Genomic DNA, 26,975 nt, shown 5'->3' on the forward strand with positions numbered 1-26,975 from the left:
ACAAAATTGTCCGAATTAATTTTTCAATATCTAAAAAATGAATAAAGAACGAAAACTATGGCTAGGGTTTACAGCAGTGATACTGTTCTCTTTTGGCGTATTGGGTTATTATGGTTATGAGATTTATCAACAATCTCCTCCGATACCCAATAAGATTATTTCATCTGATAACAAAGTTATTTTCACCGGTAAAGCGATTAAAGAAGGCCAAAATATTTGGCAAAGCATTGGTGGTCAAGAAGTCGGTTCGATCTGGGGGCATGGGGCCTATGTTGCACCTGACTGGACAGCAGATTGGTTACATCGTGAAGCTCTGTTTATCTTAAATAAATATGCAAAATCGGATTTCAACAAAAGTTATGATGAAATTAATGAAGAGCAACAGGCTGCCTTAAAAATACGATTGCAAAAGGATCTAAGAACTAACACTTATGATAAGGCCAGCAATACAATTTCTATTTCAAAAGAAAGAGTTGAAGCTATACATCATTTAAGTAATTATTATAAAGATCTATTTACCGATGATCCAAAGTTTGATCAATTACGATCAGACTATGCAATCCCAAAAAACACTATTAAAAGTGAAGAGCGAATGCAAAAAATGAATGCTTTTTTCTTTTGGGCTACCTGGGCTACCGTTACAGAAAGACCCGAGGATGTAATTTCATATACCCACAATTGGCCTGCAGATGAGTTAGTTGGTAACGTCCCAACTACAAGCCTATACACCTGGTCGGGAGTGAGTATTATTTTATTGATTTTATGTATTGGTGTACTGGTCTTCTATCATGTCAAATCTGGTGAAGACGAAGATGCTCCTCCTCCATCAGAGGATCCGTTATTAAAACAAGGTATGACACCTTCTATGCGATTAGTTAAAAAATACTTTTGGGCTGTAAGCCTTTTAATGGTCGTTCAGATGTTATTAGGTATTGTTACTGCTCATTATGGTGTAGAAGGAAATGGATTTTACGGGATACCTTTGGATGAAATCCTTCCATATTCTGTTACCCGTACCTGGCATACTCAATTAGCCATCTTCTGGATTGCAACGGCCTGGTTAGCAACAGGGTTATACATTGCGCCAGCAGTGTCTGGCAAGGACCCGAAATTTCAAGTATTTGGTGTTAATTTTCTATTTATTGCCCTTTTGATTATTGTAGTAGGTTCAATGTTTGGTCAATGGATGGGAGTTATGCAAAAGCTTGACCTGATAGAGAACTTCTGGTTTGGACATCAAGGATATGAATATGTTGACTTAGGTAGATTCTGGCAAATCTTTCTACTTATTGGATTATTTCTATGGCTGACTTTAATGGTTCGCCCACTGCTACCCGTATTGAAGAAAAAAACTGAAGAAAAAAACCTCATCATCATGTTTTTAATATCCTGTACTGCAATAGCCATGTTCTATGGTGCTGGATTAATGTGGGGCAGACAGACAAATCTAGCGATTGCTGAATATTGGAGATGGTGGGTTGTACATCTTTGGGTAGAAGGTTTTTTTGAAGTTTTTGCCACTGTAGTAATCGCTTTCCTATTTGTAAGACTAGGATTATTAAAAACTAAAACCGCTATCCATAATGTACTATTTGCTACTATTATATTTATGTCTGGTGGTATTTTGGGTACTTTTCATCACCTATATTTTTCTGGGACTCCTACCGCTATAATGGCTCTGGGTGCTACATTTAGTGCTTTAGAAGTTGTACCTCTTACCCTTATTGGATATGAAGCTTATCATAATTATAAACTATCTAAAGCAACACGTTGGCTTGAGGATTACAAGTGGCCAATCTATTTTATGATAGCAGTAGCTTTCTGGAATTTTCTTGGGGCAGGAATTTTTGGCTTTATTATCAATCCGCCCATTGCTTTGTATTATGTTCAAGGGCTTAATACAACCCCACTTCATGCACATACAGCTATGTTTGGAGTTTATGGTATGCTGGGAATAGGCTTAATGCTCTTTGTTTTAAGAAGCCTATACAGAGACATACTCTGGAATCAAAAATTACTAAAAATTACTTTTTGGTCCTTAAATATAGGATTATTGGCAATGGCCCTGCTAAGCTTATTACCAATAGGTATATGGCAAGCACTTGAAAGTATGGATCATGGAATGTGGTATGCCCGTTCTGCAGAACTAATGCAACACCCTACAATGGTTATTTTAAAGTGGTTACGATCTATTGGTGATATTATTTTTGCAATTGGTATAGTAACTACTTGCTGGTTCGTGTTTGACTTAACATTAAAAAATAAAATAAAACAATTTTAAATAAATAAATTATGGAAACATTAATAAAAACCAAGGTAGGGCAATTCGTTGCAAAGGATTATCGAACTGCTACCGTTTTTTCAAAATATGGAATTGATTTTTGCTGTAGAGGAGACAGAACATTAGAAGAGGTTTGTAATAAAAATGGGATTGAAGTTGAAACCATTCTGGAAAGTTTGAACGACGTTTTAATCAAAAAAGATGATGTTGCTATTGATTATCAATCCTGGCCACTTGATCTATTAGCAGATTATATAGAAAAGAAACATCATCGTTATGTAGAAGAAAGGATCCCGATACTACGTCAATATTTAGAAAAACTCTGCAAAGTACATGGAGGACGCCATCCGGAGTTGCTAGAAATTCATACTCTATTTAGTGAAGCCTCTGGTGAACTTGCACAACATATGAAAAAAGAGGAAATTATACTGTTTCCTTTTGTTAGAAAAATGGTAAAAAACCTAGAACAAAATCATAACGTGCAACCTCCTCATTTTGGAACTGTAGAGAATCCTATTTCGATGATGATGCAGGAACACGATAACGAAGGAGTACGATTTCGTAAAATTTCAGGATTATCAAATAATTATACTCCTCCCGAAGATGCTTGTAATACATATAATGTTACTTTTTCAATGTTAGAAGAATTTGAAAAGGATTTACATTTACATATCCATCTAGAGAATAATATTTTGTTCCCAAAAGCAATAGAAATGGAAAAGAAGATTGTAGAAGGATCAAAGTCTTCTGTTGAAGATTAATACCATTTAAAAAACTTCCGGAAAATCGATTTTCCGGAAGTTTTTTATAAATAAGCAAGATTTATTTAATCAAAATCTTTTTCTAACGTAAGTGAGTCTTCAACTATATTCACAAGGTCATTAATAATAGCTTCTCCTTTATTTTTATTATACCAGATTTGTAATTCTTTTTTAAAAGTGTCATCTATTTTTCCGTTTTCCTTTTTGTAAGCCAGAACCATATTAGTAGCTACTTGTGATCTTGGACCCCATATATTTAATACATTACCATCATTATCTGCTATTATCAGTTTAGGTATAGAGCGTGTTCCGTTTGTTAAAAAAAGATCCATAAACTCAGGATTATCATCTCGTAACAAGACTTTTAAGTCAATAGCGGGTACTTCTTTTGCTATTTTATTTAAAACAGGAATGGTCTGCGCTCCATCAGCACACCAACTTTCTATAAGAACAAGCCAGGTTTGCTTTTCTTTCATATCTCGAAAAACTTGTTTGGCTTGCTCTGGGATCGCAAGAGTTTTATCGAGTCTTCGCATTCTGCTTGCATTTAATTTGGTAAAATCTACACGTTGCTTAACCTGTTCTATTCCTGTTGTACTTTCTTCTTCAACAAGACGATTTATTAGTTCAACATATGCTGTATAGGAAATCCCTTTGGCTATACCTTCTTTAATTATTTCATTCGTCATATCATAATATATTAGGGGTTTGTATTGAACTCATCTTGAGCACTACTTTTGCCTGCAAAATTTACATTTTGCACCCTGATTTTGTTGATTTTTTTCAACGTAGCCGTAGCTATGCTGAAAAAAACCACCTTCACCATGGTACAAAAGCCAAACTTTTCGGCTTAAAACCATTACTCAAGATGAGTTCATTTCTAAAATTTCTAGAGAAGCACTATTATTATCTATGTTAAAATACCCTCCTTTATTTTCTTTTCTTTCTAAGGATTGCCCTATAATCAAGTGCGCAATATTAATCATGTTTCGTAATTCACATAATGCCGTATTTACCTTCGAATCTCTATAAAGCTCTTCTACTTCTCTATACATTAAGTCTAAATGTTCTTTAGCTTTTATCAAACGGTGGTTACTACGTACAATACCTACATAATCTCTCATCAAGGCCTGTAATTGCCTGATATTATGCCTTATGATAATGTGTTCTTTATTGACATGAGTTCCCTGATCATCCCAATCAGGAATAGATATTGAAACCGATTGCACAGTATTAGAACATAAGTATTTGTAACTGTTATGCGCATACACTAAAGCTTCTAACAAAGAGTTTGAAGCTAACCTGTTTGCTCCATGCAAGCCTGTTCTGGAACATTCTCCACAGGCAAATAAATTCTGAATAGATGTCATTCCATTTTTGTCAACTTCAATACCACCACATAAATAATGAGATGCAGGAACTACCGGAATCCAATCTTTTTCTACGTTAACATGATTCGCTGTGCATTTTTTATAAATTGTGGGAAAATGTTTTTTAAAACCTTCTACCTGAAGATGGGTACAGTCTAAATAAACACAAGAATCCCCAGATTTTTTAAGTTCGTTATCTATACTTTTTGAGACTATATCTCGGGAAGCAAGTTCTCCTCTTGAGTCATAATCTAACATAAACCTATGTCCATTCTTATTTCGTAGATATGCTCCAAAACCTCTTACTGCTTCGGATATTAAGAACGATTGCCCATCTTTATCCTCGTATAATGCTGTTGGATGAAACTGAACAAATTCCATATCTTTAATTCTTGCTTTTGCTCTGTATGCCATTGCAATTCCATCACCCGTTGCTATAACAGGGTTAGTAGTATGACCGTATACTTTACCAATACCTCCTGTTGCTAACAATGTTACTGCGGCTTTTATCGTTTTTATTTCTCCAGTTTTTTGATTCAGAGCGTAAGCCCCATAACAAGAAATATTTTCATGACTTTGTATTTGCAATTGATGTTCTGTAATCAGATCAATTGCAAAATGATGACTTAATATACTAACGTTAGGCAATTGATGAATACGAGTTAGTAATGCTGTTTCTATTTCGCGACCTGTAATATCTTTATGATGAACAATACGGTATTCTGAATGCCCTCCTTCTTTACCAAGATCTAAGTTCCCGTTATAATCTAAATCAAAATTAGCTCCCCATTGAATTAAATCATTAAGTCTTTTGGGGCCTTCTTTAACGACCATTTTAACAATTTGCGGATCGCACAAACCGTCGCCTGCAATCAAAGTATCTTGTATATGTTTTTGAAAAGAATCTTCTTTAGCATCTAATACTACCGCTACCCCTCCTTGGGCATATTTCGTATTAGATTCATCATCATCTGCCTTCGTTATTATACAAACTCTTTTATCTTCAAATTTTTCTGCTACTTTAACCGCAAAAGTTAACCCAGCTGCACCAGAACCGATTACTAAATAGTCTACTGATATCATCATCCTTTTATTTAGAAAGTTCTAACATTCGTACAATAGGAGTTAATGCTTTTTTTCTTATATCCTCTATGACATTTATTTCTGGGGTTTCATTATGAAGACAATCATATAATTTCTGAAGTGTGTTTACTTTCATATAACCACATTCACTACAAGCACAAGTATTATCCTCTTCGGCAGGAGCAGGAATCAAGATTGTATTAGGTACCTTCTTTTTCATTTCGTGTAAAATACCTGCTTCAGTTGCTACTATAAACTTCTCTTTAGGATGTTCTTTTACATAATTTATCATCCCTGCAGTAGATCCTACATATTTTGCAGTTTTTAAAATATGCTCTTCAGATTCTGGATGAGCTATAATTACCGACCCTGGATTATTTTTATATAAATCCAATAATTTGTCAATACAGAAAGCTTCATGTACTATACAACTGCCATCCCAAAGTAACATATCTCTACCGGTTTGTTTTATGATGTATTTACCTAGGTTCTTATCTGGAGCAAAAATTATAGGTGTATCCTTTGGTATCGACTCCACAATTTTAAGAGCATTAGAAGAAGTGCAAACCAAATCACTCATTGCTTTAATTTCTGCCGAACAATTGATATAAGTAATTACAATATGATCCGGGTGTGATGCTACAAAAGAACCAAATGCATTGGGAGGGCAGGAATCTGCTAATGAGCACCCGGCGGTTAAATCTGGTAAAACTACTTTTTTTGCAGGGTTAAGGATTTTCGCAGTCTCTGCCATAAAGTGCACACCTGCAAAGACAATAATATCTGCATCAATTTCTGCTGCTTTTTGGGATAGCCCTAAACTATCTCCAACATAATCAGCAACCTCTTGTATTTCTGGCCGTTGATAATAATGTGCAAGGATTACAGCATTTTTTTCTTCCTTTATTTTGTTTATTTTTTCTTTTAACTCCACTTTTACAATACTATTCATTACATCGCGAAAAATAGAGGTCTTTGAATGTGAATACTATGACAAAAGTCATAATTAAAGATAAAAAAGTCTTTTTTATGTTATTTCACCATACGACTCATTTATACATCATAAAAAAAGGCCTCTCTTTCGAGTGGCCTTTCATTAAAATAAAAGAGAAATTTAAAACTCAATTTCAAAAAATAAACTGCTTTCGAGGTTATCCGTGGTAACGTCTTCTCCTTTTAGTACTTCTTGAGATTCGTTTAATAATTTCAAGTTAATTTTCCAATACCCTGTCATGGTTAGTGATAATTTTCCATTGTACATTTTTGATGCACTATCATAACTCAAATCTTCATTATTTGGCGAGCTATGATTACCCATACTAGGCATTCGAGGGTCTACTGTAATTTTATAGTTTTCTACTACAGGAAAAGTCATCATGTTTTCCATTTTAAAAAGCATCGCACTAAAATCATTTACTGCAACTTTTGGATCTACAGGTCCAGCCATAGTCAAAATATAACGAGTACCATCACTACCCATGAATGTGCTTACTTTTTGTTTACCATCTGCCGGTGATATTACATCTATGGTTTTCTTTGTTGTGAATTCTTCTCCATTAATTTTATAGGTAATGGTAAGATCCCAATATTCATCGCCATTGCCTGGCATTTGAAAAACCAAGAATCCCTTAGAAACTGTCTTGTCTTCGGTAACAGTCAAGGTAGATTTTGGACAAGAGTGTTCCATTTGTGTCATATGCATCATGGGCATCCAAGAAATTTCGGATTGAGAAACATAGTTTTTTGTCGCCATATCTTTAATACGTATATACACTTCATTATATCCAATGCTAAAATCGTTCTTCTTAGAATACAATTCTATAGAATGATTGTTAGCATCAAAAGAAGTTACCAGGTTAAATCCTTCCATAGGATTTACTATCATTTCGTCATCATCAGAACTACATGAAACAAAAATGGTTGAAAGTATGATTACTGTAAAAATTAATTTTATGGTTTTCATTTGTTTATTTTTAATTATGTTTTTTTAATTGATTTTGTATGAAAATGTGATGAAGAAATTACGTCCCATTCGAGGAACATTTTTCCAATCTGTATACGTTGAATAGTATTCATCAAAAATATTTTCTACACCTGCCTTGGCATATACCACATCGTTATTCAGGTAAAAGGTTTTTCCCAGAGTTAGAGAAAAAATGATGTAGGCTGATGTTTTATCTTCGCCAAATTCTGGATTAAAATTTATTTGATCTCCAGCACCTTTCATGGTAACTTCTCCTGAAAAACTCCTTTTATTATACTGAATCCCGGATCGATACGATATAGGACTTATAAAAGGCAAATTGCGATTGGTATCATCTTTTCCCTGATGGTAGGATACCGAAGCAGACCATCCAAGTTCTGGTATGATTTTGTATTCTGTACTCAAAGACACATTAACCAAATCGGCATACTCTAGATTTTCATATATTTTTACTCCATCAGCACCAATTGTCATAGTACTAAGTGATTCATTTACCTCACCAATAATGTAATTAGGCATTCGAAAAATATTTCCTTCCAGAGCAATTTTTAATTTGGATTTTTCTAACGAAATTTTAGCGTTACCCTCTATAGATTGTTCATTTTTTAAGTTAGGGTCACCAATATAATCGTGATTATCAAAACTGTTAAAAAGATAAAACCCATATCCTTCTGATACTGATGGTGCTCGTTCTCCATAAGACAGTCCAGCATTGATGTGAATAGGATCTAAATGTTTATGATATTGCAGCGAAGCACTTTTAAGAAAGCGTGTTTTGGATTCTTCCATATCTGGATAAAAGATTCTAAGACTATTAAGTCCAAAATCATCAGCTATAGTATTGTTTTGCACAGCTAATCTCGCAGATAGTTTTAAAGAACTTTTTTTAAAGCTGATCTTATCTTCAGCATATAAACCTGTATTCCAAGTTCGTACATCGGGCCAAGTAAGCATAAACATAGGGTTCTCATTGGGATTATTGGGGTACATTGTCATTTCTGCAAGAGACTTATTATAAAACCCGTCCCATTTCATCAAAAAGTGTTGTTTTTTGGTTTTCAAATTCGCTTCAGAGAAAAACCCATACGTATCACTCCATCCCGGCATATCCATTCGAATAGGTACATCTGGTCTTTGAGAATCATCCATCACATGAGTAACTTTATTAAAGTACACTTTAGACTTCCAATCGCTAAATACACCTATAGTATTTTGTTCAAAACCTATAGATGCAATAATTGCACGTGCCAAAGAAACATCCATGGGTAATGCAGGATACCCTACATCTCGTGCTTCATCATAAATAGCAGTTGCTGTGAGTGCCTTGTTTTTATCAATCTTATATCCTCCGTTTACAGAGACATTATACTTTGTATATTGAGAAAAATTGATTTCTTCTCCATTTCCTGCAGTATAGTTTTCCGCTTTGCGATAAATGATATCTCCATCTACATAAAAATCAGAATTTGAATAATTGGCTTCTGCCCCCAGAACCACTAATTGGTTATTGGTTTCGAATCCATCTTCTAAACTTGCTTTGAATCCTGTTTCTCTAAAATTGCTTTTATCTAACTTCAGATCTATTGCGCCTCCTATACAGTTTCCATATTCCGACCCTTGTTGTCCCGATGCAACATGGGCTTTAGCAAGGTTGGACACATCTACATAAGAGGTAATAGGATCCATTTTATCTGTACACGCACCAAAGATTCGCATCCCATCAATAGTAACAGAAAGTCTTTCTGATGTCATATTATTTAACGCAGGTTCCCAAGCATAGGCTCCTCGTTTTATCATACCCACTTTTTGTGAAAGCTCCAGGTATTCATCTAACGATGATAATGGTTTAGGTTGTTTTTGATAATCCAATTCTTTTCTGGCAGATATCAAAATAACTTCTTCCAGATTGATTGGCATAATAGTATCTGGCTCTTTGTTTAGGATTTCTTCCTGGGCATTAACCCAACAGGGGGTAATTTGAAAAAGCAGGATATACCATAGCATATTTACCCTTTTAAACGGTGCCCTCAAAACCCTATACAAAGAGGTCACACCAATACTAGTTTTCATTAGAATATATTTTATAAATAATTCAACATATAAATAAGTTTATGTACATGTATTTGAGGTATATCATACCTTCAAAACAAATACACTGATAGAACTCATTTAAGCTTTTACTTTTTGCTGCAAATTTTTCTTATTCACCCTAATTTTGACTTTTTCGTAACGTAGCTATAGCTATGCTCCTCAAAAAAGGATTCATTATGGTAAAAAATCTTAAATTTTCGTGTAAAACAAAAAATTCAAATGAGTTCATATTGAATTATCCAAACTCCGGAGGTGGAGAAATATCTGTAATAAGTAATTTAGAAATTATTTCTTGTGTAGTTTTATAATTGTTCTCAACTGTATTTTCTGGTTCATTTTTTAAATCGAAATCAAGTAATAGTTGAAAAAAAACAATATGCTGAATCTCATTCTTAGATTTTTTGTCTTTGAATGGATTATTTTCTGAGTCGGATTCTTTGGCTAATTGTTTTTTTAAATAGCATTTACCATCACACTTTAATCTAGGCCTATCTTTATTTATACAGAGGTTTTTTACGATGTAATCATAATTCATGATATACTCTCCTACTGGCCAAAGAGGCTTGATAAGCATCAGGAGAGCAACGAATAGAATTACCTTACTTTTCATGCGGCAAATATAGCTCCTATTACAGGAAGAAAAATATGATAAAAGTCACAAAAAAGACAAAACGATCTTTTTTATTATATTTGATCTAAAAAAAAGCTATTATGCTATCTAACGCTTGTAAATATGCTATAAGAGCAATCCTTTATCTAGCAATACACTCTGATGAGACTCATAAAATAGGAGTAAAAAAAATTGCCGAAGAATTAGAGACGCCTCAACCTTTTTTGGCCAAATTATTAAGGCAATTAACCTCTAATAAGTTGGTTTCCTCTACTAAAGGTCCTGGGGGTGGTTTTTTTCTGGATAAAAAAAATAAAGAGAAATCAGTTTGGGATGTTATTTGTTGCATCGATGGTACTCATAAATTTGATAAATGTTTTTTAGGACTATCAAAATGTAGCGATAAAAATCCATGTCCTGTACATTCTACCGTATCTCCATTTAAGAAAAAAATATTAAATGAATTTAGAGATAAAACGATTTCTAAACTTGTTGAAGAAATTGAAGTAGAAGGAACCGTAATTTCCTTAAAAGGATTTGATCTAAAATAATAACTTTACCTAGATATCATTTACAAATCATCAATTTCTGAGTTTATTTGGTTTAAAGTCATTTTGCTATTATCCAAATCGTTTAAAATTTGAGATTTAGAATTTTCAAAAGCTATTTTTATACTTCCAAAAATGTTTTCATAATAAGAAACTCCTTCTTTTAGGTTTTTTACAAATACTGACAAATATTTTTTCTGCTTATCATTTATAGAATGCTTTGTTTCTTCAAGCTTATCTTTTAAAAAATCAATATAAATGTTTAGCTCTTTTATAAACATGTTAGGACGATCTGTTCTTACAACTTCATCAGATTCTCCATAAATATGGCTTGTTATTTCTTTTAAACTCATAAGCTTAGAGAAATAAGCCATATTTGGCCCAGGGCATATCGAAACTCCTTCTCCTTCAACTTTAGTATCTAAGTTATATTTCAGTAACGCAGAAGTTCCCAGACCAACACAGGTACATGATTTTTCTGTGATTTGATCAAATTCTCTTTGATAATCTTCCTGAGAAAGACCTTTTTTATCCAGCTCCTTAATTTTTATATGCTGATATTGTCGTGATGCTGTACATATCCCTTTTTCGGTAAATTCTTTATTTAGAGCAACAAATTTTTTAGGACATGAGCTACCAGGCCTGTTTTTTTCTAATAAAGTTAACTTTTCCTGATCTTTTGTATTTCCTTTTAGGCTATTAAATGGTATTCCCAAAGGAGAGATATCACTTAGGTATAAATCATCTTCTTTGGCTTTTACTAATTTATCTAATGTACTATTATCAACTGTTGTTGCTTCTGGTACCAAAAGAAACGGAGTTCCCCACCCTACTGAATCTACTTTGTAATGTTCTAATAAAAACTGATGTTCTTCTGCTGTACCCACCCCGCCCTGGGCAGTGATTTTAACAGGTAAAGGAGATTGTGGAACATGTCGGTTTTTACGAGACCATACCTCTGCTATAATCTTATGTATTTCAGAAATCAATTCTTCTTTCTGATCTCTAAACTGAGCTAATATTGGCCCCATAAGATATCCATCTGTTGCAAATGCATGACCCCCGCAATTAAGTCCGGATTCAATTCTATATTCTGAAACCCATAATCCTTTTTTGGCTAAAAATTTTCCTTGTATCAGGGCAGATCTATAATCACTTACTTTTAAAACTATTTTCTTTTTAATTTCTCCGTTCTGGTTTGGATAAAAATCCTCAAACTCTTCCATATAACTATACAGCCTGGGGTTCATCCCGGCAGAAAGTATTACGGATGAAGATAATTCGCTATTAGCATATCCTCTAAGCGCTGCGTGAGCATCATTATATTTAGAAGATAGTTTCTCTTTTTTTTGATAATTTTCTTTATCTACTTTGGTCATGATATTTACATCAATACTGCCCATCGATAAATTGGCTTCTATTAAATCCTTGATTCCTTTAAAATTGAAATCATTGGATGCTAATCCTTTAAATCGCTGCTTTAGTAGTGAAGTATCTGGTAAAATATTGAAGTATTGTTTCAATTCATTACTACATTCTGTTGTAATATTTTTAAGTTGATTAAACTTTTTTTCTGCCAGATCATTCATCAAATTAAGATAAGAAGTAATCCTCTTAGCTCTAAAATCTTCTATACTTTCTGTGATTTCATTATATGGCATTTCGAATGTATCACAATACATCTTTCTTAGTTTTTCTAATAGAATATCATCAACCAATGAAATAACAGAATCTATTCCCAGATGAGAAACTTTTAATGGAGTATCAATAGTAAAGCCTATTCCCATTACAGGAATATGAAATGAATGTAGTTTCATTATAATGAATTAAGTTTTGTATCGGTTAATCAATATGTATTAGAACTATAGCATCAAATTGCCAATATATATTTTAAAATCTAATACATATGTATCTGTCAAAAATCACGAATGGAATCAGAACTAAATATGACAATTATCATGTTTTAATAACTTCTATGTTTTAAGCATGTCGATCAATTTCATATTCTGGTTGTTTTTCTGTCAAAACTTCAATTCTTTTATTTACCAAATTAGGTTTCGCATGTTGCGTATGATAATGTCTTAATTGATGTTCACTCTGTCGATCAGAACTAAAATTAGATACTCGTTTTAAATATCCTATTACCCGGGTGGCATGATCTACATTGTGAGAACCACAGTCATTGCATACAAACAAAGTGCGCTTATCTATATGTGAGCATTCATTACATATTGTAATTCTTATATTAAAACAGAAATAGTTACATCCTGCTGCAGCTGTTGCATGAATTAGTTTTATAAATCCATCTTTGTTAGGAGTCTCTTCTAGGTTAAGATGAAGTGCAGAACCGCCATCCAGATATTGTATAATCTCTTTACCATGCAGCATTATTTTATCCAGAGAATTTACTTTATTATCTTCGACGGCATAGAAATATGAGTTATAGCAATCTCTGGGCACAAATAATCCATCTTCTTTATCCCATTTTGCATTTTTTATCCCCAGATTTTCTGCAGGAACAAATTCTGTGTTAAACATATATCCATATTTTTCTTTTGCTGCTCTATTTTCTTGATAAATTGCTTTTAGATAGGTATTCACAAAATTCTTATATGTAGTGTTATTGCTTGCTTCGATTCCCTGGCTCTCGGCAGCTTCTACCATACCATTAATCCCTACTGTTAAAAATTGTTTGTCTAATGCTATAAAACCTGCTTGATAAACAGGCAATAATCCCGCTTCATTATATTCGTCTATAAGTTTTCTGTAAGCAACCTGATATTTATGAATCTTTTGTACTTCTTCAACAATATCAGTCTTTTTTTGAATCAGCCGGTTCAAGTTAAGAGTGATTACATTTATAGATCCTGTTGCTACCCCTCCTGCACCTAAAGAATAACTAAAGGTATTATCACTAATTTCATTTCGTAAACGACAACAGGATGCTAAACTATCTGCATTTTCGGATTGGTAAATAAAAAAAGAATTTCCTTCACTTAATTCTTGTGCACACATTTCGGTAAATTCTCTATCGACAGGAGCATCATTTTTTACAAGCATTGCAGCAGTAACTACAGGAAAAGTAAGTACGGCTCTTTTTCGTTCCTTATTAAACCATTTCATGAAGAATTTTTGTAATTTTTTTACGCTTTCCCATTTTGGTTTGGTCATATCGGGAAATACAAAATCTCCAAACATACTATTAAAATAGGCTTCATCGTATAGAGAAATATTCCAGAATACGGATTGGTAACCTCTTGCGGCAGCGGGTTGATTAACCGCATAAACTACATGTTGTAAATGATTTGCGATACGTTTTTCATGAGTTTGTAAATAATCTTCTCCAAGATCTTTAACTGCAAAATGATCAAAATACATCAAAAACTCTACAGTAGCTAATGCTCCGGCAAACTGCGAACTTACTGCAAAGACAAGGTTAACAAACTCACCACAATAACTCTCCAGATGTTTTGGAGCTTTACTTTCACCTCCTAATTTTGTGAGTCCGTCTAATAAAAATGGGTACATACTTATAGAAACGCAATATGGTTTTAGTGAAGTCTCATCGTGTACATATATTTCATGTGATTCTATCTGCCTGGTGTATTCTTCAGCTAGATCATTGCCATACAGAGCAGCTATTTTTTGTTTTACCAATGCTCTGTTTACTTGTATATTAATGTCTTTATTTAACTCTGCCTCCATCGTTGCAATGTTTTTTGAAGTCACATTGGCATTAGCATCTACTTTGGATCCATCTGCCGCATTTGTAGAATCCAAATAATGGGTTATAAAATCAATTTTATTTGCTATTTGATCATCTGAAAGTCGTATCATGAGTTTTTAATTTTTAATAAATAAGTAATTAAGTCGCTTATTGGTTTTTACTTCTATAAATTGTTGATTGGTTGTTTTGCTATTTAATCCTCCTAGAGATTGATTCCATCTTCCTGTTTTAATCCAGGTTAATTGAGTTAAAATCTTATCATCCACTTGCTCTAGACCTGTATAAAGACAAGTCTCATATCCTTTCTCTTTGGCATATTTTAGATGGTTTATTAATTCTTTTTTATACCATTCTCCACCCATGAAAACAACACAGGTGGCAAATCCAGAATACCTATCGAGTATATCTTTGTATTTTTTTTTAGTTAATTTTTCCCCACTCCCCTTTTTCCATAAAAAAGGCGAATGACATCCTTTACACCTTAAAGGGCATCCAGAAATACTAAAACATATACTTATTTCCCCTGGTACTTCCTGAAGCACTATATGAAAATCATAAAAATTCATTATTACACTATTAAAAGACCTTTTTATCTTTTATAAAAATAAGAATAGAAACTCCTTCTTTTAAATTAATAAAAATGAGTTATTAAAAATGTTATTAACAGGAAGAAAATTATGTTTCTAAAGTCGATAAGTAATCAGAAATTGAAGACTTGTATGATCTTGAAGAAATAAGTTCTTTATTGTTTTTCAGTCTTAATTGATATTCATTATTACTAGTATATCTACAAGACTTTATATATACTTTATTTACTATTAAAGAGCGATGAATTCTTAAAAACTGGAATGTATCCAGGCTATCAAACAAAGCATTCATCGTTATTCTGTACAGATACGTTTTATCTTTCGTAATAATTTGCACATAATTACCATCACTTTTAAAATAGATGATATCATCTATGCTAATACTCCCGTTTGGGCTATATTACATTCAGGAATTCGGGAATAAAAAAACCTGGAAAAATTCCAGGTTTTTTTATTGTTGATCACTAACATTTGCTACTTCTGCAAATTGAGAAACCATTTTATGCTATTTGAATATTTTTCCACTTATTCAAATTTATAACCAAAAAGATGCTTGCAACCGCCATTAAGAGTAATATAAAAATTTCAGAATAATTAGCTGTTTCATGCATAGTTGCTTCAATAACATGATATACATTAAATAAGGTTACAATAATTCCCCAAATAAATGAAATCCATCGAAACCACTTCTTTGATATCTGTACCGTCATTACTGCAAATAAGAAGGCTATACCTTCCATTAAAATACGCCACTGATGTGCCCAAAAAGGTGTTTCTCCTGTTGAACCTTCAATAAACACTGATTCTTTAAAAAACACATTAGCTAATCCATAAATGTGGTGAAATATAAATCCAAGGATAATGAATATCCACAATATGATAATTTTTGTTCTCATGGTTATAGAGTCATGATTTCCGTTTTTTATTTCTAATTTACTAGCTTCCATATTATTGCTATTATTTTGTTTTGCTTTAGCTTTTTTAATTTCTTCAGCTTTTAAAGCTGAAATATTTTTATAATCTATCTGATTTTTATTAAAGCTACTTTGTGCTTTAACTTGTGGTTGTATCTTAAAATAAAAAACAAGTGAAATTGAAGCAATTATAATCCACAGAACATCGATCAATAAAATTTCAAATTGATGTTGATTAAAAGTGTTCCATATCCAATTTCCTGATATAATCCCGTTACTAATTGGGATCAGAAATCCAAAAATGGCTCCAAGTAATAAGCTATATTTATTGGTTGCATAATTATCTCTCTTAAATCGAAAAAAGAAAATAGCGATCAACCATAGAATAAAATAGAAGTAATAGATCGCGGTTTGCTTATCTTCAAAATAGCCATTCGAAAATTTTACAAATAAAAATGCTAACGCAGTCACAGGAAGCATTGATAGGCAAATAGCTAAGTAAATATGACCTACCTTAGCAGTATATAATCTTTGGCTAATTGTCATGCTCTTTTTATTGCGAGCTTCAATCCAAATTAAAACTCCCGTAATGATAACAAAGCACGTTATCATTGCTAAAATAAAATAGATTATTTTCATAGGAGTGCCGCCAAAATCTCCAAAATGTAAGCGACTTATAGTACGTTGAAAATCTTCAGAGTAAACCGTTTTATCAGGGCTTTTCTGTTCTTCTATTTTTCCCGAAAAGACATCAAGAACAGTGCGACCCGTGCCAATAAAACGTTTATTATCTTCATATTCACCAATTAAAACATATTTCATATTGGTGCCACCATAGTTTTTTATAAAACCTCTTGTTAGGTGAAAATCGGTCTGATCACTTGTCGTTTTTTTCGAAAAGGCATTAAAACTGGGAATTTCTTTTTCTGCTCTAGCAATCCACTCGTACGTTTTTCGTTCGGGACGTAAATCCTCCATCAGTTTGGTCTGATTATTATTGTATAAGGTATTAGCTGGAAGCAATACCAAAATACTTAAGCAAAAATAGGCACCGGTAACTGCAAAAATGAATTGAAAGGGTAATCCTATGACTCCAAGAGCAGTGTGAGCGTCTACCCAAACACGTTTTAAAACTGATTTTGGATTGAACGTATAAAAATTAGGGATGATTTTTTTCCAATGAACAATAACCCCGGTAACTATAGCAAATAAGAAAAATAGTGCTATAAAACCTGCTAGATATATACCGATTGAGGGTAGTTGCGCAAAAAAATGTAATCGATATAAAAACTCTCCCAAACTATATTGCTCTGGATACGTTTTGGTATCGATAGAATTAATATCAACATAGAAATAATTAGACTGTTTTCCTTTTTCTGATGCCAACGAGTCTTTGCTCGCTCCCATAAAAACATAAATATGGTCACGATCTTCTCCAAAGTTAAGTTGTAAATCTCTACCAGTTAATTGATATTGATCATCCAGCGTTTTTAATATTCTGTCATAATCAATATCACTTCTTTCAACATGACCTATGGATTTTCCTTCTTCCCATATCGCAATTTCTTCTTTAAATAAAGCAAATGCTCCTGCAAAAAATATAATGTATAAAGCAACACTAATTACTATACCACTTACAGTATGTGTATTAAAGAATATATTATGATTTCTCTTACTCATTATACAAAAGGATTATTTTGATTTCCTAAATAATATATCCCAAACAATACTATAGCTATTAATATATATAGCAACCAAGCTTTCCATCCATTTTTAAACAAAAAAGGAACAATTAAAAGTGCACACCAAACGATAAACAAAGTAAATATTGAGGTAATTAAAATTTCTTGTGGATTAGGCAACCAAAGCGGTAAACACATATGTAATAATGCAGAAATGATATAACCTCCTAAAATTCCTGCAGAAATTTTAGCAAATTGTTGCCAGGGAGATTTATCTAAATATTTTGGGTTTGCTGGCATAATTTATAATGTTAATTCAAGTATTAATAGCACTAAAAATAAAACTGAAATCTGTTTGTACGTTACTTTTTTTAATGGAGCTATAATGATGATTAATCCTAAAATTATCATCATCAAAAAAAGCCAAAATAAAATCCCCGATGTTCTTCCTAAAGAAACAATGGTAATGACTAATGAAACTAATAAAAGTACAACCGCTATAAGCTTTGAAACAACCATGTTTAATTGAATCCATTTTTCAATGGTTAAATCATAGCTTACCAGTACCTCCTTTGAGGTATGGTATAGTAAAAAACTTCCGAAAAAAATTAATAATACACTAATTGTTATCATTCTATCTTTATAAACCAAACAACTCTAAATAAGATATTTAGAGTTGTTTGTATTAAAATATTTTAAAATTTATATATTAAATTCGCATATATAGCTCTTGGGGTTTGAGGCGTTATAGTTGACCAACCTTTGTAATATTCTTTATTAAATGCATTATTCAGTTTTAGGCTGATTCTATATTTTTTCGCTTGATAAAAAATAGAAGCATTAGCAATAGTATAACTCGGAAGAATAAATTCTCCGGTAGATGCATAGTTGATTGCAAAACGTTCACTCGCACCATTGAAGCCTAATCCCAATCCAAAACCATCTAGTTTACCATTTTGAAATTCATAACTTGTCCAAAAATTATAAAGCGTCTCAGGGCCTGCTTCCAATGGTCTACGATTTAATATTTCTGCATTATCAGATTTTGTAGTTTCACTATCATTATTGCTAAAGCCTGCTCTAATATTAAGACCATCAATAGGACTAGCATTTACTTCAATTTCAAAACCTCTACTTTCTACTTCTCCTCCTTGTATTTTATTGAAAGGTGAAGCTGGATCTGTAATAACACGATCTTTTACCTTAATATCATAATAACTCACTGAAGCATTTAATCTATTATTAAATAAATTAGTCTTAACACCAAATTCTAATTGATTAGCCTGCTCAGGATCAAAAGTCTGTAACGTTTGTGGACCAGCATTCGGATCTCCTACTAAAGCAGGTTCTACATTAGTAAATCCATTTTGATAATTAGCAAATACAGATAATTTATCCATTATAGGTTGATATAAAACACCAAATTTTGGAGAAAAAGCTGTTTGGTTAAAATCATCATCAAGATTTGCTAAATCACCTTCATTATCAAACACATCCAACCTTAAGCCTACCATTACTGATAGTGATGGGATGATATTAACAACATCAGAAATATAAGCACTGTAAATATGTGATTTAGATTTTATATTAGATATACCTTGGGATTCTAGAGCGGCATCTACACTAGCAGCTGATAACGTAAATGTATCAGTCTCTACATCTGGTGTAAAAGGATTATCTCCATTAGAACCTCCTTCAGGAGTTATATTTCCATAAAAAGCAAAGCCGCTACTATTATTGGTTTGTGTTGAGTTAAAGTAATCTATACCCAAAACAACTCTATTTCTAATTGATCCCAACTTAAAATCTCCTGTGAAGTTTTGCTGAATATCTGTTGTTTGAGTATTGGAATTTTGTTTACTAATAAAACGAGAAAAAGTATCATTGCCCAAAACTCCAAAATCAAACAAATAAGAATAATATCCTTTTGTAGATGTTGAACTTTTTGATAATACAGTTTGTGATTGCCATGTATCAGAAAGCTTATAATCCATTTCTACACGATAATTTTGCGTGGGGTTTTCTAAGGTCAATTCATTACTAGTGAATGACATTTTATAATTATATCCTAGTTCTTCTAAGTTATTCGCTTGAGTCGGTGCACTTCTATTCAAAAACAAAAACATAGGATTGGTTTGCTCTGCCTGTGAAATTTCTCCATAAAACGAAAAGGATAATTTATTATTAACACGATAAGATAGTGACGGGGCTACAAAAAAAGATTTTCTAAAACCGGCATCTTGAAAACTCTGTTCTGTAGCATAAGATGTGTTCAATCTAAAATAGATATTATTATTTTTATCCAATGGGGTATTAATATCTCCACTTACTTGATTAAAACCATAAGTTCCAGATGTAAAAGAAAGTTCGCCTCCAAAGCCTATGTATGGTTTTTTGGTAACAACATTTATAAGTCCTCCATATGAAGTTACGGCACTACCAAATAGTGTCGCAGAAGGGCCTTTTACTACTTCAATTCTTTCAATGTTTGCAGCATTAATAGTTCCATTTGTAAGACCTGGTATTCCATTAACCAATTGAGGTTGTACCGAAAATCCACGTAAAGAATAATATCCGGCTCCATCTCCCCCTCGTCCTGTAGAAGACCATAATTTTTCAACACCAACTGCATTTTTTAATGCATCTTCAAAATTTGTTACCACCTGTGATTTTAACAAATCTGTGGTAACTGTACTATAAACCTGAGTATTCTCTAGGTCTTTTAAAGGTAGTTTGGCTACATAAGCTGTTTTTTTTCTTGAAAATTTATTTCTTCGCTCTGCTTCTATTATAACTTCAGCCAAAATTTCATTTCCTTCATATAGGATAATGGCATCAAATTCTTTAGTTTCATTATTAGATATCGTGAAAGGGATTTCCTTTGTCTTAAATCCTAAATAGGATACAACAAGAATATGATCACCATTTGCAATGTTTGTAATTTCAAAAGCTCCGTTTTCATCAGATTGCACTCCTTTAGTTGAGTTTTTAATCAGAATATTAACTCCTGATACTGCTGTTTTAGCGTTATCTACAGTTGTTCCTTTTATATTTCCATTTTGTGAAAAAGAAAAAGAGGTTGATAATAGCAAAGCTAAAATGGTAAGTAATTGATTTTTCATTTATTATAATTAATCGGTTTAGGGAATTATTCTTATTTATTCTAAATAAATATAATACACATGCCGCAAATCTATTAAGAATGATTATAAATAAAAATATTCTATGATGTTTTTTTAAATATTTTACTGGTATCAAGTAAAAAGCATACTGTCAAATTAGAATCATTAGTAGAATATAATCTGTATTAAATATGTTGTGGTACTCAAAAAATTTGAAGTCTTTATTAAATTTATATAGAAAGATTAAAGGTCACAATATTCGCAGCATTTTTTTAATCCTTATTCGAGGTATTAAGGATTAATCATTGATTAACAACGCTATAAGTATTAACAAAAAAACCTCTATACATGAATTATGTATAGAGGTTTCTAAACAAAATAGTGCTAAAGTAGGGACTAGTATCGAACTTTTTCTTCGAAGTTTATCCTCTGCTTCAACATTCAATCACATTACAAAATGCTTGTTTTCTATGCTTTTTTGCACAAAGCTAAAACTCAAATTCAAAGTGTGTAATATATATTACGAAACTCTTACTTACGCCTTTTGTGCTTTCTTATATTTTCTTTATCCGTGTATTTTTACAGATACTCTTTTGTCAAATCCATTTACTAATAACCATATCCCTAGAACTAATTCTAACAGCGCTGTCGGGACATTCAAAATTAGGTATTCAGCTGTGATAATTTCAATAACCTGAAATAAAATCAAAATACTTGCTGCCCCTGATAATAAAGTACCTATTAACCCCCAAACTGAAAGCCATTGAGGAATTAGTTTCGATTTCATTAGTAAAATATATAACATGAAATTCCCTATACATAACACCAAAACCATGAATACATGGTTTATATAATCTCGCATAATTTTGAACACATTCCCTAAAGCTTTTAAATCCAAGGTGCTATTAGGCGAATTATATACAAATTCTTGACTTAAGGCTAAAATTGACAATAATAATATTGTTCCAAAAATTACGAGTGTTGCCGAAATTATCCTAAAACTCAAAAACCCAATTGCTAAACTACCATCAAACCTTTTGATAATAGGATATAATAAAATAGCAATTCCTAAATATGCAAGTGACATAATAAATTGAAAGAAAGCATCAGTTATTACATTATTAGAATTTGCAGCTGCCTCTGTTAAATACTTTGTAGAATCAATTGATGGTGCTATACTAAAAACCCCAGCAACCATACCAGCTATAAATAGCAAACCTGCCAATCTTACTTTACTTTTTATCAAATACATGAGCCATTTTTTTTGCTATAAAACTTTTTTTAATAAGTATAAATATTCAATAAGTAACAAAAAACACGACTAACTGGTTTTTTAATTTTGTACAAAAGTACAAAGCAAAAGCAAAAAACATATTAATTTATCTAAAAGCTTTTGAAAGCTTTTTGTTAAAAATATCAATTCCGGTTTCTGATGAAAAGTATTCAATTATTAATCTTGATCAACTAACAGGATTCACTGCTCCTTCAGCTTATTTGCAAATAACACTGCAAGTTCACCAAGGTTATTGGCTTTATAAAATTCTCTTGCTGAAGCTTTCAATGATAGTTCTTCCAGCATCCTTGCAATGAGTTCTGCTCGACCAATAGAATCCATTCCGAGAGGAGACAGCATTGAAGAGCGTATGATAGGACCATGCGCTATGTCTAAAGAGATATCAGCTACATGAGTAGCTATCAAATCAAAAATGTCGTTTTCGTTCTTATCCATAATCTATAATTTAATTTGAATTAATTTTGAGTTAATTTATTAGTTAGGTTAAACCAGATGTGATTTATAAAAATTCACATCATGCATTTTAAATGTTGATAATTGATTGGTTGTTAGTGCTGCACTATAACCGTTAGTGAACACAAAATCTTTTACAAACCACAATTTATCGTCAAAATGGACAGTATTATTCTTCACCTCAAGTTCATTCAGAGGTATATAAAATCCTCGTCCATCCGCCTTAATCACACTTTCTTTAATTGTCCAATATTTATAAAACGCTTTTAACGGGCAACTTGCACCGTTAATTTCATCCCACTGATCAGGAGTCATTAAATTCGTGAAATCTTTAAGGTTTCTCTTTCTATTTTCTTCAATATCAATACCAAGCCTGATATTTTTCCCTATCGCACAAATCACAAAATCACCAGAATGAGATATATTAAAATCATATCCCTTCAAGGTTAAATATGGCCGTTTGTGTGTGCTATAAGCGATAAGGTCCCAAATATTATTTTCTATATGATAGCTCTTTAGTGCTTCAATCAATAATAAGCGTCCTAACAAGTGTGCATGTCTGTCCTGCCAACGAATGTATTGTGAATTTTTTTTTCTCAAATCTGGCGGTAGCAATGATAGGTAATCCGAAAAAAGACTTTGCTCCATCGGATTTTTAAAGGATGTAAAAAATATATCTATTGATTGCATTCTCAAATCTTTTCAAACTTAGTAATAGAGGCCGTATTAAATAGTTTTGAAAATATGGTATTGAATATTTCATCAATAGCTCTCACTTTTAAAAAGTGATGTGCTTCTTTACCAAAGAAAATAAACGGAACCTCATTTTTACTGTGACCGCCAAAAGAAAGGTCTTCAATATTCCCATGGTCACTGGTAATTAAAACATGAGTATTTTCTGGTTTATCATGAATTACTCCACTAAGAAATTCATCAAACATCTCCAAAAACATAATGGATTTATTCATATCCTTTCTATGCCCTATTAAGTCGGGTAAAAAACATTCATATAAAATTAAATCATGATCTTTTGTTAAGTTCTTTAAATTTTCTCCGGCTATAAATGGAGTTATTAAAGGTATTTTATTATTGGGCACATCTTGTAAAGTAAGGTTTGTAATATCCCAATGTACAGCTCTGCCTTCAATAAGGTCATTCATAGTATTAAAACTATTTTTGGCTGCTAATACGCAACGTGTAGTCACACTGTAATTTGGAGAATTCGTATCAAAAGATTTGAAAAAACCATCGGTATAGGAGTTAGCAAAAATGCTTTTGATATAATTCTCATTGGCGTATTTAAAAATTGATCTTTTATTGATCAATGATATCAATTGATCATTTGGATACGCCATCAAATGATGTCCTAAAAATGCCTGAGCATTATATCCGGTAAATAAAGATGACTGCCCTGTCGCGCTTTGAGGTACTCCTTCAACTCCCAGGCATGCATCAATACCTTTCACCAGAAAATTTTGCTTTACAACATTTGTGGTATTGGTTAATACCTCGCCAACTAGGTTAAACATTGTTGGCATTAAAGCTCTGGTAAATGGGTTTGATTCTACATTTTTTCCTAAGCCAACTCCATCTAAAAAAATAAATATTAATTTATTTTTCATTTAACTCCTTTGAACAGGTTTCACTTCTCTTAGATCAAAATATCCATTATACCCTTTGATATATACTGCTGCTCGATGCCCAAATAATATTGTGGCTTCTGATCTGGTTTCCAGTTCATTTTCATAAAAGTCTGAGATTACCCTTGTTCCTACCGGGTAAACTTCGTTCCATTGTTCGACAAGTTTAGTCGGGTCTGATAGCTTCTTTTGTTTTGCTTTTTTTGTTACCGATTTGTTTTTTTTAACTGGTTTGGTCGCTTTCTTTGAACTACTAGGTGCTGCTTGGGAACGTTTTTCTTGATTGGTCTCTGCTTTTTTACCGGCCTGTTCCTTAACCGTTTTTGCATAATCTCTTTTGATATACCCCATCAATTTGGTCAGTACATCTCCTACTCCCAGTTCTTCAAATTCCATCTCTCCCTGATGCAGCAAATATGTCATGCTTTCGGACCATCTTACACTGTTGGATAACTGATCTATTAAATGCTGAGCTACATTACCATGTGCATAAGGCTTTCCGGTAACGTTAGCAACTACATCGATTTTTGGTTTGTAAAACCTTGTCTTCTTTGCAAACTTTTCAAATTCAGCAGCTGCTTCTTTCATATAGCGTGAGTGAAATGCACCACTGGTGTTTAAAGGTATAAACATGATATCTGCTTTTTCAAAAAATGGATGTGCCTTATCAATATCTTCTCTTAAACCTGAAATAACAATCTGAGAAGAGGCATTTAAGTTGGCTATATCAATAGTAATCAGGTTTGCATCCTTAAGTATTTCCAGAATTTTTTCTTCTGAAGAATTTAAAATAGCAGCCATTCCTCCATTTTTAGCCTGGCTCATGAGTTCGCCTCTCTTTTTAACTAGCTTAAGACCGCTTTCAAAACTAAACACGCCAGAGGCCTGCAATGCATTATACTCACCTAGACTATGGCCTGCTAAAAAATCTGGTTGTTTTTCTCCACCCTTAATTTTCTTCTGATAAGACAAAGCATTCACAACATATAGTGCTGGTTGAGTGTATTGTGTTTGATTCAACTGATTTTTGGGATCTTCTAAACAAAGTTCCTTAATAGAATATCCCAATATTTTATCCGCTTTCTTTGTTAACGCAGGAAACTCATCAAAAAGCGTCTCTCCCATTCCTTTTCTTTGGGAGCCCTGCCCAGGAAATACATATGTTTTCTTCATTTTTATCTTGTTTTTTATATTAGGTTTATAATTTTAATTTTATCTTCTTTTTAATACGATCGAAGTATTTATTCCACCAAAACCAAAAGAGTTACTCATTGCAACATCAACCTGATAATCAACAGCTGCAGTACCACAAAACTGTAAATCGTTACAAATCGGGGTTTCCAGATTTTTATTTGGATGTAGAAATCCTTGTCTCATTTGTTCAACTGTGGCAATTGTCTCTACTATGCCTGCCGAATACAAACAGTGCCCTGTTAACCCTTTGGTAGAATTTAACCACAGATCAGATGTATGATCTTTAAAAACTTTGCTAATAGCTTCTGCTTCAGTTTTATCTCCTAAGGGAGAAGAGCTTCCATGAGTATTTATATAATCAACATCTGAAACTGATAACCCAGCTTGATTTAACGCTGAAAGCATCGCTTTTGCTTCGCCATTTACATTTGGATTAGCAGAACTATTGCTATCAAGGTTCAATCCATAACCTTTGACTTCCGCCAGGAATGGAATGCCTCTTTTAGTAGCACTTATTTCTGATTCTAGAATTACACTGGCACTAGCTTGTCCATAAATAAAACCTTCGTGTTGTGCATCAAAAGGGCGGCAGGATTTTTCTGGTTGATCTATATATTTCTTACCTCCCATAGCTCCAATGTTAATAAAACCTTGAATATCCATTGGGGAAAGGTCAGCAACAACACCCGTCACTAAACACACATCAACCAGACCTGAGTGAACAAGCTGATATCCTTTTATAATACCGACATTCCCGGTTGCAGATGCTCCTCCTACGGCAAATCCTTCACCTTCAATACCAAATAGTTCGCTCAAAACACCGATTTGATTGGTCTCCAAAAACTCAAGTGCATATCGAGGAGATAGATACTCCGGATTTTTCCTGAATTTTGAAATCAAGTCATATTGATAATTTTGAGTACTGTTTTGCCCAGCAACAATCAATCCTATTCGCTCTGGCAAAGGCTTGTTATCTTGCAATCTGGCACTAAACCATGCTTCTAAGGCAGATATAATGGATGTTTGAATAACAAAAGGAGCTCTTCTACCTAATCGCTTGGCGTGATGATATTTCTCTTCTGATACATTTTGAAAACGATCTATAGAATCAGAGAAGGAAAAGTCTTCTATCTTAGCAGCAATATCAACAGATATTTTTGGCTCCTTTATAGTCGGTATTTGCTTAATACCCGATTCTCCATATCTTAACGAGTTGCTAAATGTGGAAACACCATTTCCTACAGAAGAAACTGTTCCCATACCGGTAATTCCAACCTTATTTGTGGTTACTATCATCTATCTTATTTTAGTAATCTATTGGCAATACCATTAGCTATATTAATTACTTTCGACAGATATCGTATAGTTCTCAGCCAACACGTCTACCATACCTTGAATATTGCTTACTTGAGCAAAGCTCATTAAAGGTATTTTTAGGTCTAATTCTTCCATCGACATGGTAACAACCTCCATCCTATCAATCGAATTCGCACCCAATTCCCGTAGATTTCTTTCAATGAGAACCTGATCCGGATTTATATCCGGAAGCACTTCTATAATAACATTTTTTACTACTTCAAAAACATGTTCTTTTGACATAACTTCTATTATTTATTTAAATATTATACACTTCT

Annotated in this window: 24 protein-coding genes; 3 read left to right on the top strand and 21 right to left on the bottom strand. The window is 32.8% G+C overall.

The features are described 5' to 3' along the window. Positions 1-37 precede the first annotated feature (37 nt). Together Z054_RS0122185 and ric are read left to right on the top strand one after the other, a co-directional pair. A complete protein-coding gene (locus Z054_RS0122185) occupies positions 38-2,281 on the top strand; it encodes a nitric-oxide reductase large subunit (RefSeq protein ID WP_024772226.1) in 2,244 nt (747 codons plus the stop codon). An 11-nt stretch (positions 2,282-2,292) separates the two neighbouring features. Beyond that, positions 2,293-3,042: an iron-sulfur cluster repair di-iron protein gene (gene ric, locus Z054_RS0122190; protein ID WP_024772227.1), complete on the top strand. Its 750-nt coding sequence runs from the start codon at positions 2,293-2,295 to the stop codon at positions 3,040-3,042. 65 nt (positions 3,043-3,107) lie between these two features. On the opposite strand, the gene Z054_RS0122195 is transcribed toward ric, so the two are convergent. The 6 genes from Z054_RS0122195 to Z054_RS30490 all read right to left on the bottom strand — a co-directional run bounded on the left by Z054_RS0122195 (position 3,108) and on the right by Z054_RS30490 (position 10,180). Next, positions 3,108-3,731 (bottom strand): thioredoxin family protein, encoded by a 624-nt coding sequence (locus Z054_RS0122195; RefSeq protein WP_035093089.1) that lies wholly within the window; start codon positions 3,729-3,731, stop codon positions 3,108-3,110. A gap of 174 nt (positions 3,732-3,905) precedes the next feature. Further along, the gene (gene nadB / locus Z054_RS0122205) at positions 3,906-5,495 is read right to left on the bottom strand and encodes an L-aspartate oxidase (RefSeq protein WP_024772229.1); all 1,590 of its coding nucleotides are present in this window, start codon (positions 5,493-5,495) and stop codon (positions 3,906-3,908) included. A 7-nt stretch (positions 5,496-5,502) separates the two neighbouring features. Further along, entirely contained in the window at positions 5,503-6,447 is a 945-nt protein-coding gene (gene nadA, locus Z054_RS0122210; RefSeq protein ID WP_035093090.1) for a quinolinate synthase NadA, read from the bottom strand. A gap of 162 nt (positions 6,448-6,609) precedes the next feature. Further along, on the bottom strand, positions 6,610-7,458 hold the full coding sequence (locus tag Z054_RS0122215; RefSeq protein ID WP_024772231.1) for a hypothetical protein: 849 nt from the start codon (positions 7,456-7,458) through the stop codon (positions 6,610-6,612). Between the two features lie 24 nt (positions 7,459-7,482). Next, positions 7,483-9,549: a TonB-copper family protein gene (locus Z054_RS0122220; protein WP_152538644.1), complete on the bottom strand. Its 2,067-nt coding sequence runs from the start codon at positions 9,547-9,549 to the stop codon at positions 7,483-7,485. Positions 9,550-9,805: 256 nt separating this feature from the next. After that, positions 9,806-10,180, bottom strand: coding sequence for a hypothetical protein (locus Z054_RS30490; protein WP_051473848.1), 375 nt, complete (start codon positions 10,178-10,180; stop codon positions 9,806-9,808). A 101-nt stretch (positions 10,181-10,281) separates the two neighbouring features. Here Z054_RS30490 and Z054_RS0122230 point away from each other — a divergent pair, with 101 nt between their 5' ends. Further along, positions 10,282-10,731: an RrF2 family transcriptional regulator gene (locus Z054_RS0122230; protein WP_024772234.1), complete on the top strand. Its 450-nt coding sequence runs from the start codon at positions 10,282-10,284 to the stop codon at positions 10,729-10,731. Positions 10,732-10,751: 20 nt separating this feature from the next. Here the strand turns inward: Z054_RS0122230 and Z054_RS0122235 are convergent, their stop codons facing one another. The 15 genes from Z054_RS0122235 to Z054_RS0122300 all read right to left on the bottom strand — a co-directional run bounded on the left by Z054_RS0122235 (position 10,752) and on the right by Z054_RS0122300 (position 26,940). After that, on the bottom strand, positions 10,752-12,545 hold the full coding sequence (locus Z054_RS0122235) for a hypothetical protein (protein ID WP_024772235.1): 1,794 nt from the start codon (positions 12,543-12,545) through the stop codon (positions 10,752-10,754). Between the two features lie 163 nt (positions 12,546-12,708). Further along, a complete protein-coding gene (nrdD, locus tag Z054_RS0122240) occupies positions 12,709-14,565 on the bottom strand; it encodes an anaerobic ribonucleoside-triphosphate reductase (protein ID WP_024772236.1) in 1,857 nt (618 codons plus the stop codon). A gap of 6 nt (positions 14,566-14,571) precedes the next feature. After that, positions 14,572-15,021, bottom strand: a complete 450-nt coding sequence (gene nrdG / locus Z054_RS0122245; protein WP_035093091.1) for an anaerobic ribonucleoside-triphosphate reductase activating protein — start codon at positions 15,019-15,021, stop codon at positions 14,572-14,574. Between the two features lie 109 nt (positions 15,022-15,130). After that, the gene (locus Z054_RS32755) at positions 15,131-15,424 is read right to left on the bottom strand and encodes a LytR/AlgR family response regulator transcription factor (RefSeq protein WP_084050536.1); all 294 of its coding nucleotides are present in this window, start codon (positions 15,422-15,424) and stop codon (positions 15,131-15,133) included. Positions 15,425-15,542: 118 nt separating this feature from the next. Continuing rightward, positions 15,543-17,636 (bottom strand): PepSY-associated TM helix domain-containing protein, encoded by a 2,094-nt coding sequence (locus Z054_RS0122250; RefSeq protein ID WP_024772238.1) that lies wholly within the window; start codon positions 17,634-17,636, stop codon positions 15,543-15,545. Further along, entirely contained in the window at positions 17,636-17,938 is a 303-nt protein-coding gene (locus Z054_RS0122255) for a hypothetical protein (protein WP_024772239.1), read from the bottom strand. The genes Z054_RS0122250 and Z054_RS0122255 overlap by 1 nt, the downstream gene beginning before the upstream one ends. Before the next feature lie 3 nt (positions 17,939-17,941). After that, positions 17,942-18,271 (bottom strand): hypothetical protein, encoded by a 330-nt coding sequence (locus tag Z054_RS0122260; protein ID WP_024772240.1) that lies wholly within the window; start codon positions 18,269-18,271, stop codon positions 17,942-17,944. A gap of 62 nt (positions 18,272-18,333) precedes the next feature. Continuing rightward, the gene (locus Z054_RS0122265) at positions 18,334-20,760 is read right to left on the bottom strand and encodes a TonB-dependent receptor (RefSeq protein WP_024772241.1); all 2,427 of its coding nucleotides are present in this window, start codon (positions 20,758-20,760) and stop codon (positions 18,334-18,336) included. A 565-nt stretch (positions 20,761-21,325) separates the two neighbouring features. Next, on the bottom strand, positions 21,326-22,012 hold the full coding sequence (locus Z054_RS0122270; protein WP_024772242.1) for a DUF4386 domain-containing protein: 687 nt from the start codon (positions 22,010-22,012) through the stop codon (positions 21,326-21,328). A gap of 222 nt (positions 22,013-22,234) precedes the next feature. Beyond that, a complete protein-coding gene (locus tag Z054_RS0122275; protein ID WP_161635323.1) occupies positions 22,235-22,459 on the bottom strand; it encodes a phosphopantetheine-binding protein in 225 nt (74 codons plus the stop codon). Between the two features lie 78 nt (positions 22,460-22,537). Next, positions 22,538-23,197, bottom strand: coding sequence for a 4'-phosphopantetheinyl transferase family protein (locus tag Z054_RS0122280; RefSeq protein WP_024772244.1), 660 nt, complete (start codon positions 23,195-23,197; stop codon positions 22,538-22,540). A gap of 2 nt (positions 23,198-23,199) precedes the next feature. After that, entirely contained in the window at positions 23,200-24,129 is a 930-nt protein-coding gene (locus tag Z054_RS0122285) for a phosphoglyceromutase (RefSeq protein WP_024772245.1), read from the bottom strand. Then, positions 24,130-25,320, bottom strand: a complete 1,191-nt coding sequence (gene fabD / locus Z054_RS0122290; protein ID WP_024772246.1) for an ACP S-malonyltransferase — start codon at positions 25,318-25,320, stop codon at positions 24,130-24,132. A gap of 39 nt (positions 25,321-25,359) precedes the next feature. Continuing rightward, positions 25,360-26,637, bottom strand: a complete 1,278-nt coding sequence (locus Z054_RS0122295; protein ID WP_024772247.1) for a beta-ketoacyl synthase N-terminal-like domain-containing protein — start codon at positions 26,635-26,637, stop codon at positions 25,360-25,362. Between the two features lie 42 nt (positions 26,638-26,679). Further along, on the bottom strand, positions 26,680-26,940 hold the full coding sequence (locus Z054_RS0122300; RefSeq protein ID WP_024772248.1) for an acyl carrier protein: 261 nt from the start codon (positions 26,938-26,940) through the stop codon (positions 26,680-26,682). Positions 26,941-26,975: the final 35 nt, after the last annotated feature.

Origin of the sequence: Aquimarina macrocephali JAMB N27 (assembly GCF_000520995.1) — a bacterium.
Taxonomy (GTDB): domain Bacteria; phylum Bacteroidota; class Bacteroidia; order Flavobacteriales; family Flavobacteriaceae; genus Aquimarina; species Aquimarina macrocephali.

Excerpts from the sequence above, each read along its gene's own strand:
- Z054_RS0122185 (WP_024772226.1), top strand. The coding sequence starts at position 38 with ATGAATAAAGAACGAAAACTATGGCTAGGGTTTACAGCAGTGATACTG.
- ric (WP_024772227.1), top strand. The coding sequence starts at position 2,293 with ATGGAAACATTAATAAAAACCAAGGTAGGGCAATTCGTTGCAAAGGAT.
- Z054_RS0122195 (WP_035093089.1), bottom strand. The coding sequence starts at position 3,731 with ATGACGAATGAAATAATTAAAGAAGGTATAGCCAAAGGGATTTCCTAT.
- nadB (WP_024772229.1), bottom strand. The coding sequence starts at position 5,495 with ATGATATCAGTAGACTATTTAGTAATCGGTTCTGGTGCAGCTGGGTTA.
- nadA (WP_035093090.1), bottom strand. The coding sequence starts at position 6,447 with ATGAATAGTATTGTAAAAGTGGAGTTAAAAGAAAAAATAAACAAAATA.
- Z054_RS0122215 (WP_024772231.1), bottom strand. The coding sequence starts at position 7,458 with ATGAAAACCATAAAATTAATTTTTACAGTAATCATACTTTCAACCATT.
- Z054_RS0122220 (WP_152538644.1), bottom strand. The coding sequence starts at position 9,549 with ATGAAAACTAGTATTGGTGTGACCTCTTTGTATAGGGTTTTGAGGGCA.
- Z054_RS30490 (WP_051473848.1), bottom strand. The coding sequence starts at position 10,180 with ATGAAAAGTAAGGTAATTCTATTCGTTGCTCTCCTGATGCTTATCAAG.
- Z054_RS0122230 (WP_024772234.1), top strand. The coding sequence starts at position 10,282 with ATGCTATCTAACGCTTGTAAATATGCTATAAGAGCAATCCTTTATCTA.
- Z054_RS0122235 (WP_024772235.1), bottom strand. The coding sequence starts at position 12,545 with ATGAAACTACATTCATTTCATATTCCTGTAATGGGAATAGGCTTTACT.
- nrdD (WP_024772236.1), bottom strand. The coding sequence starts at position 14,565 with ATGATACGACTTTCAGATGATCAAATAGCAAATAAAATTGATTTTATA.
- nrdG (WP_035093091.1), bottom strand. The coding sequence starts at position 15,021 with ATGAATTTTTATGATTTTCATATAGTGCTTCAGGAAGTACCAGGGGAA.
- Z054_RS0122250 (WP_024772238.1), bottom strand. The coding sequence starts at position 17,636 with ATGAGTAAGAGAAATCATAATATATTCTTTAATACACATACTGTAAGT.
- Z054_RS0122255 (WP_024772239.1), bottom strand. The coding sequence starts at position 17,938 with ATGCCAGCAAACCCAAAATATTTAGATAAATCTCCCTGGCAACAATTT.
- Z054_RS0122260 (WP_024772240.1), bottom strand. The coding sequence starts at position 18,271 with ATGATAACAATTAGTGTATTATTAATTTTTTTCGGAAGTTTTTTACTA.
- Z054_RS0122265 (WP_024772241.1), bottom strand. The coding sequence starts at position 20,760 with ATGAAAAATCAATTACTTACCATTTTAGCTTTGCTATTATCAACCTCT.
- Z054_RS0122270 (WP_024772242.1), bottom strand. The coding sequence starts at position 22,012 with ATGTATTTGATAAAAAGTAAAGTAAGATTGGCAGGTTTGCTATTTATA.
- Z054_RS0122280 (WP_024772244.1), bottom strand. The coding sequence starts at position 23,197 with ATGCAATCAATAGATATATTTTTTACATCCTTTAAAAATCCGATGGAG.
- Z054_RS0122285 (WP_024772245.1), bottom strand. The coding sequence starts at position 24,129 with ATGAAAAATAAATTAATATTTATTTTTTTAGATGGAGTTGGCTTAGGA.
- fabD (WP_024772246.1), bottom strand. The coding sequence starts at position 25,320 with ATGAAGAAAACATATGTATTTCCTGGGCAGGGCTCCCAAAGAAAAGGA.
- Z054_RS0122295 (WP_024772247.1), bottom strand. The coding sequence starts at position 26,637 with ATGATAGTAACCACAAATAAGGTTGGAATTACCGGTATGGGAACAGTT.
- Z054_RS0122300 (WP_024772248.1), bottom strand. The coding sequence starts at position 26,940 with ATGTCAAAAGAACATGTTTTTGAAGTAGTAAAAAATGTTATTATAGAA.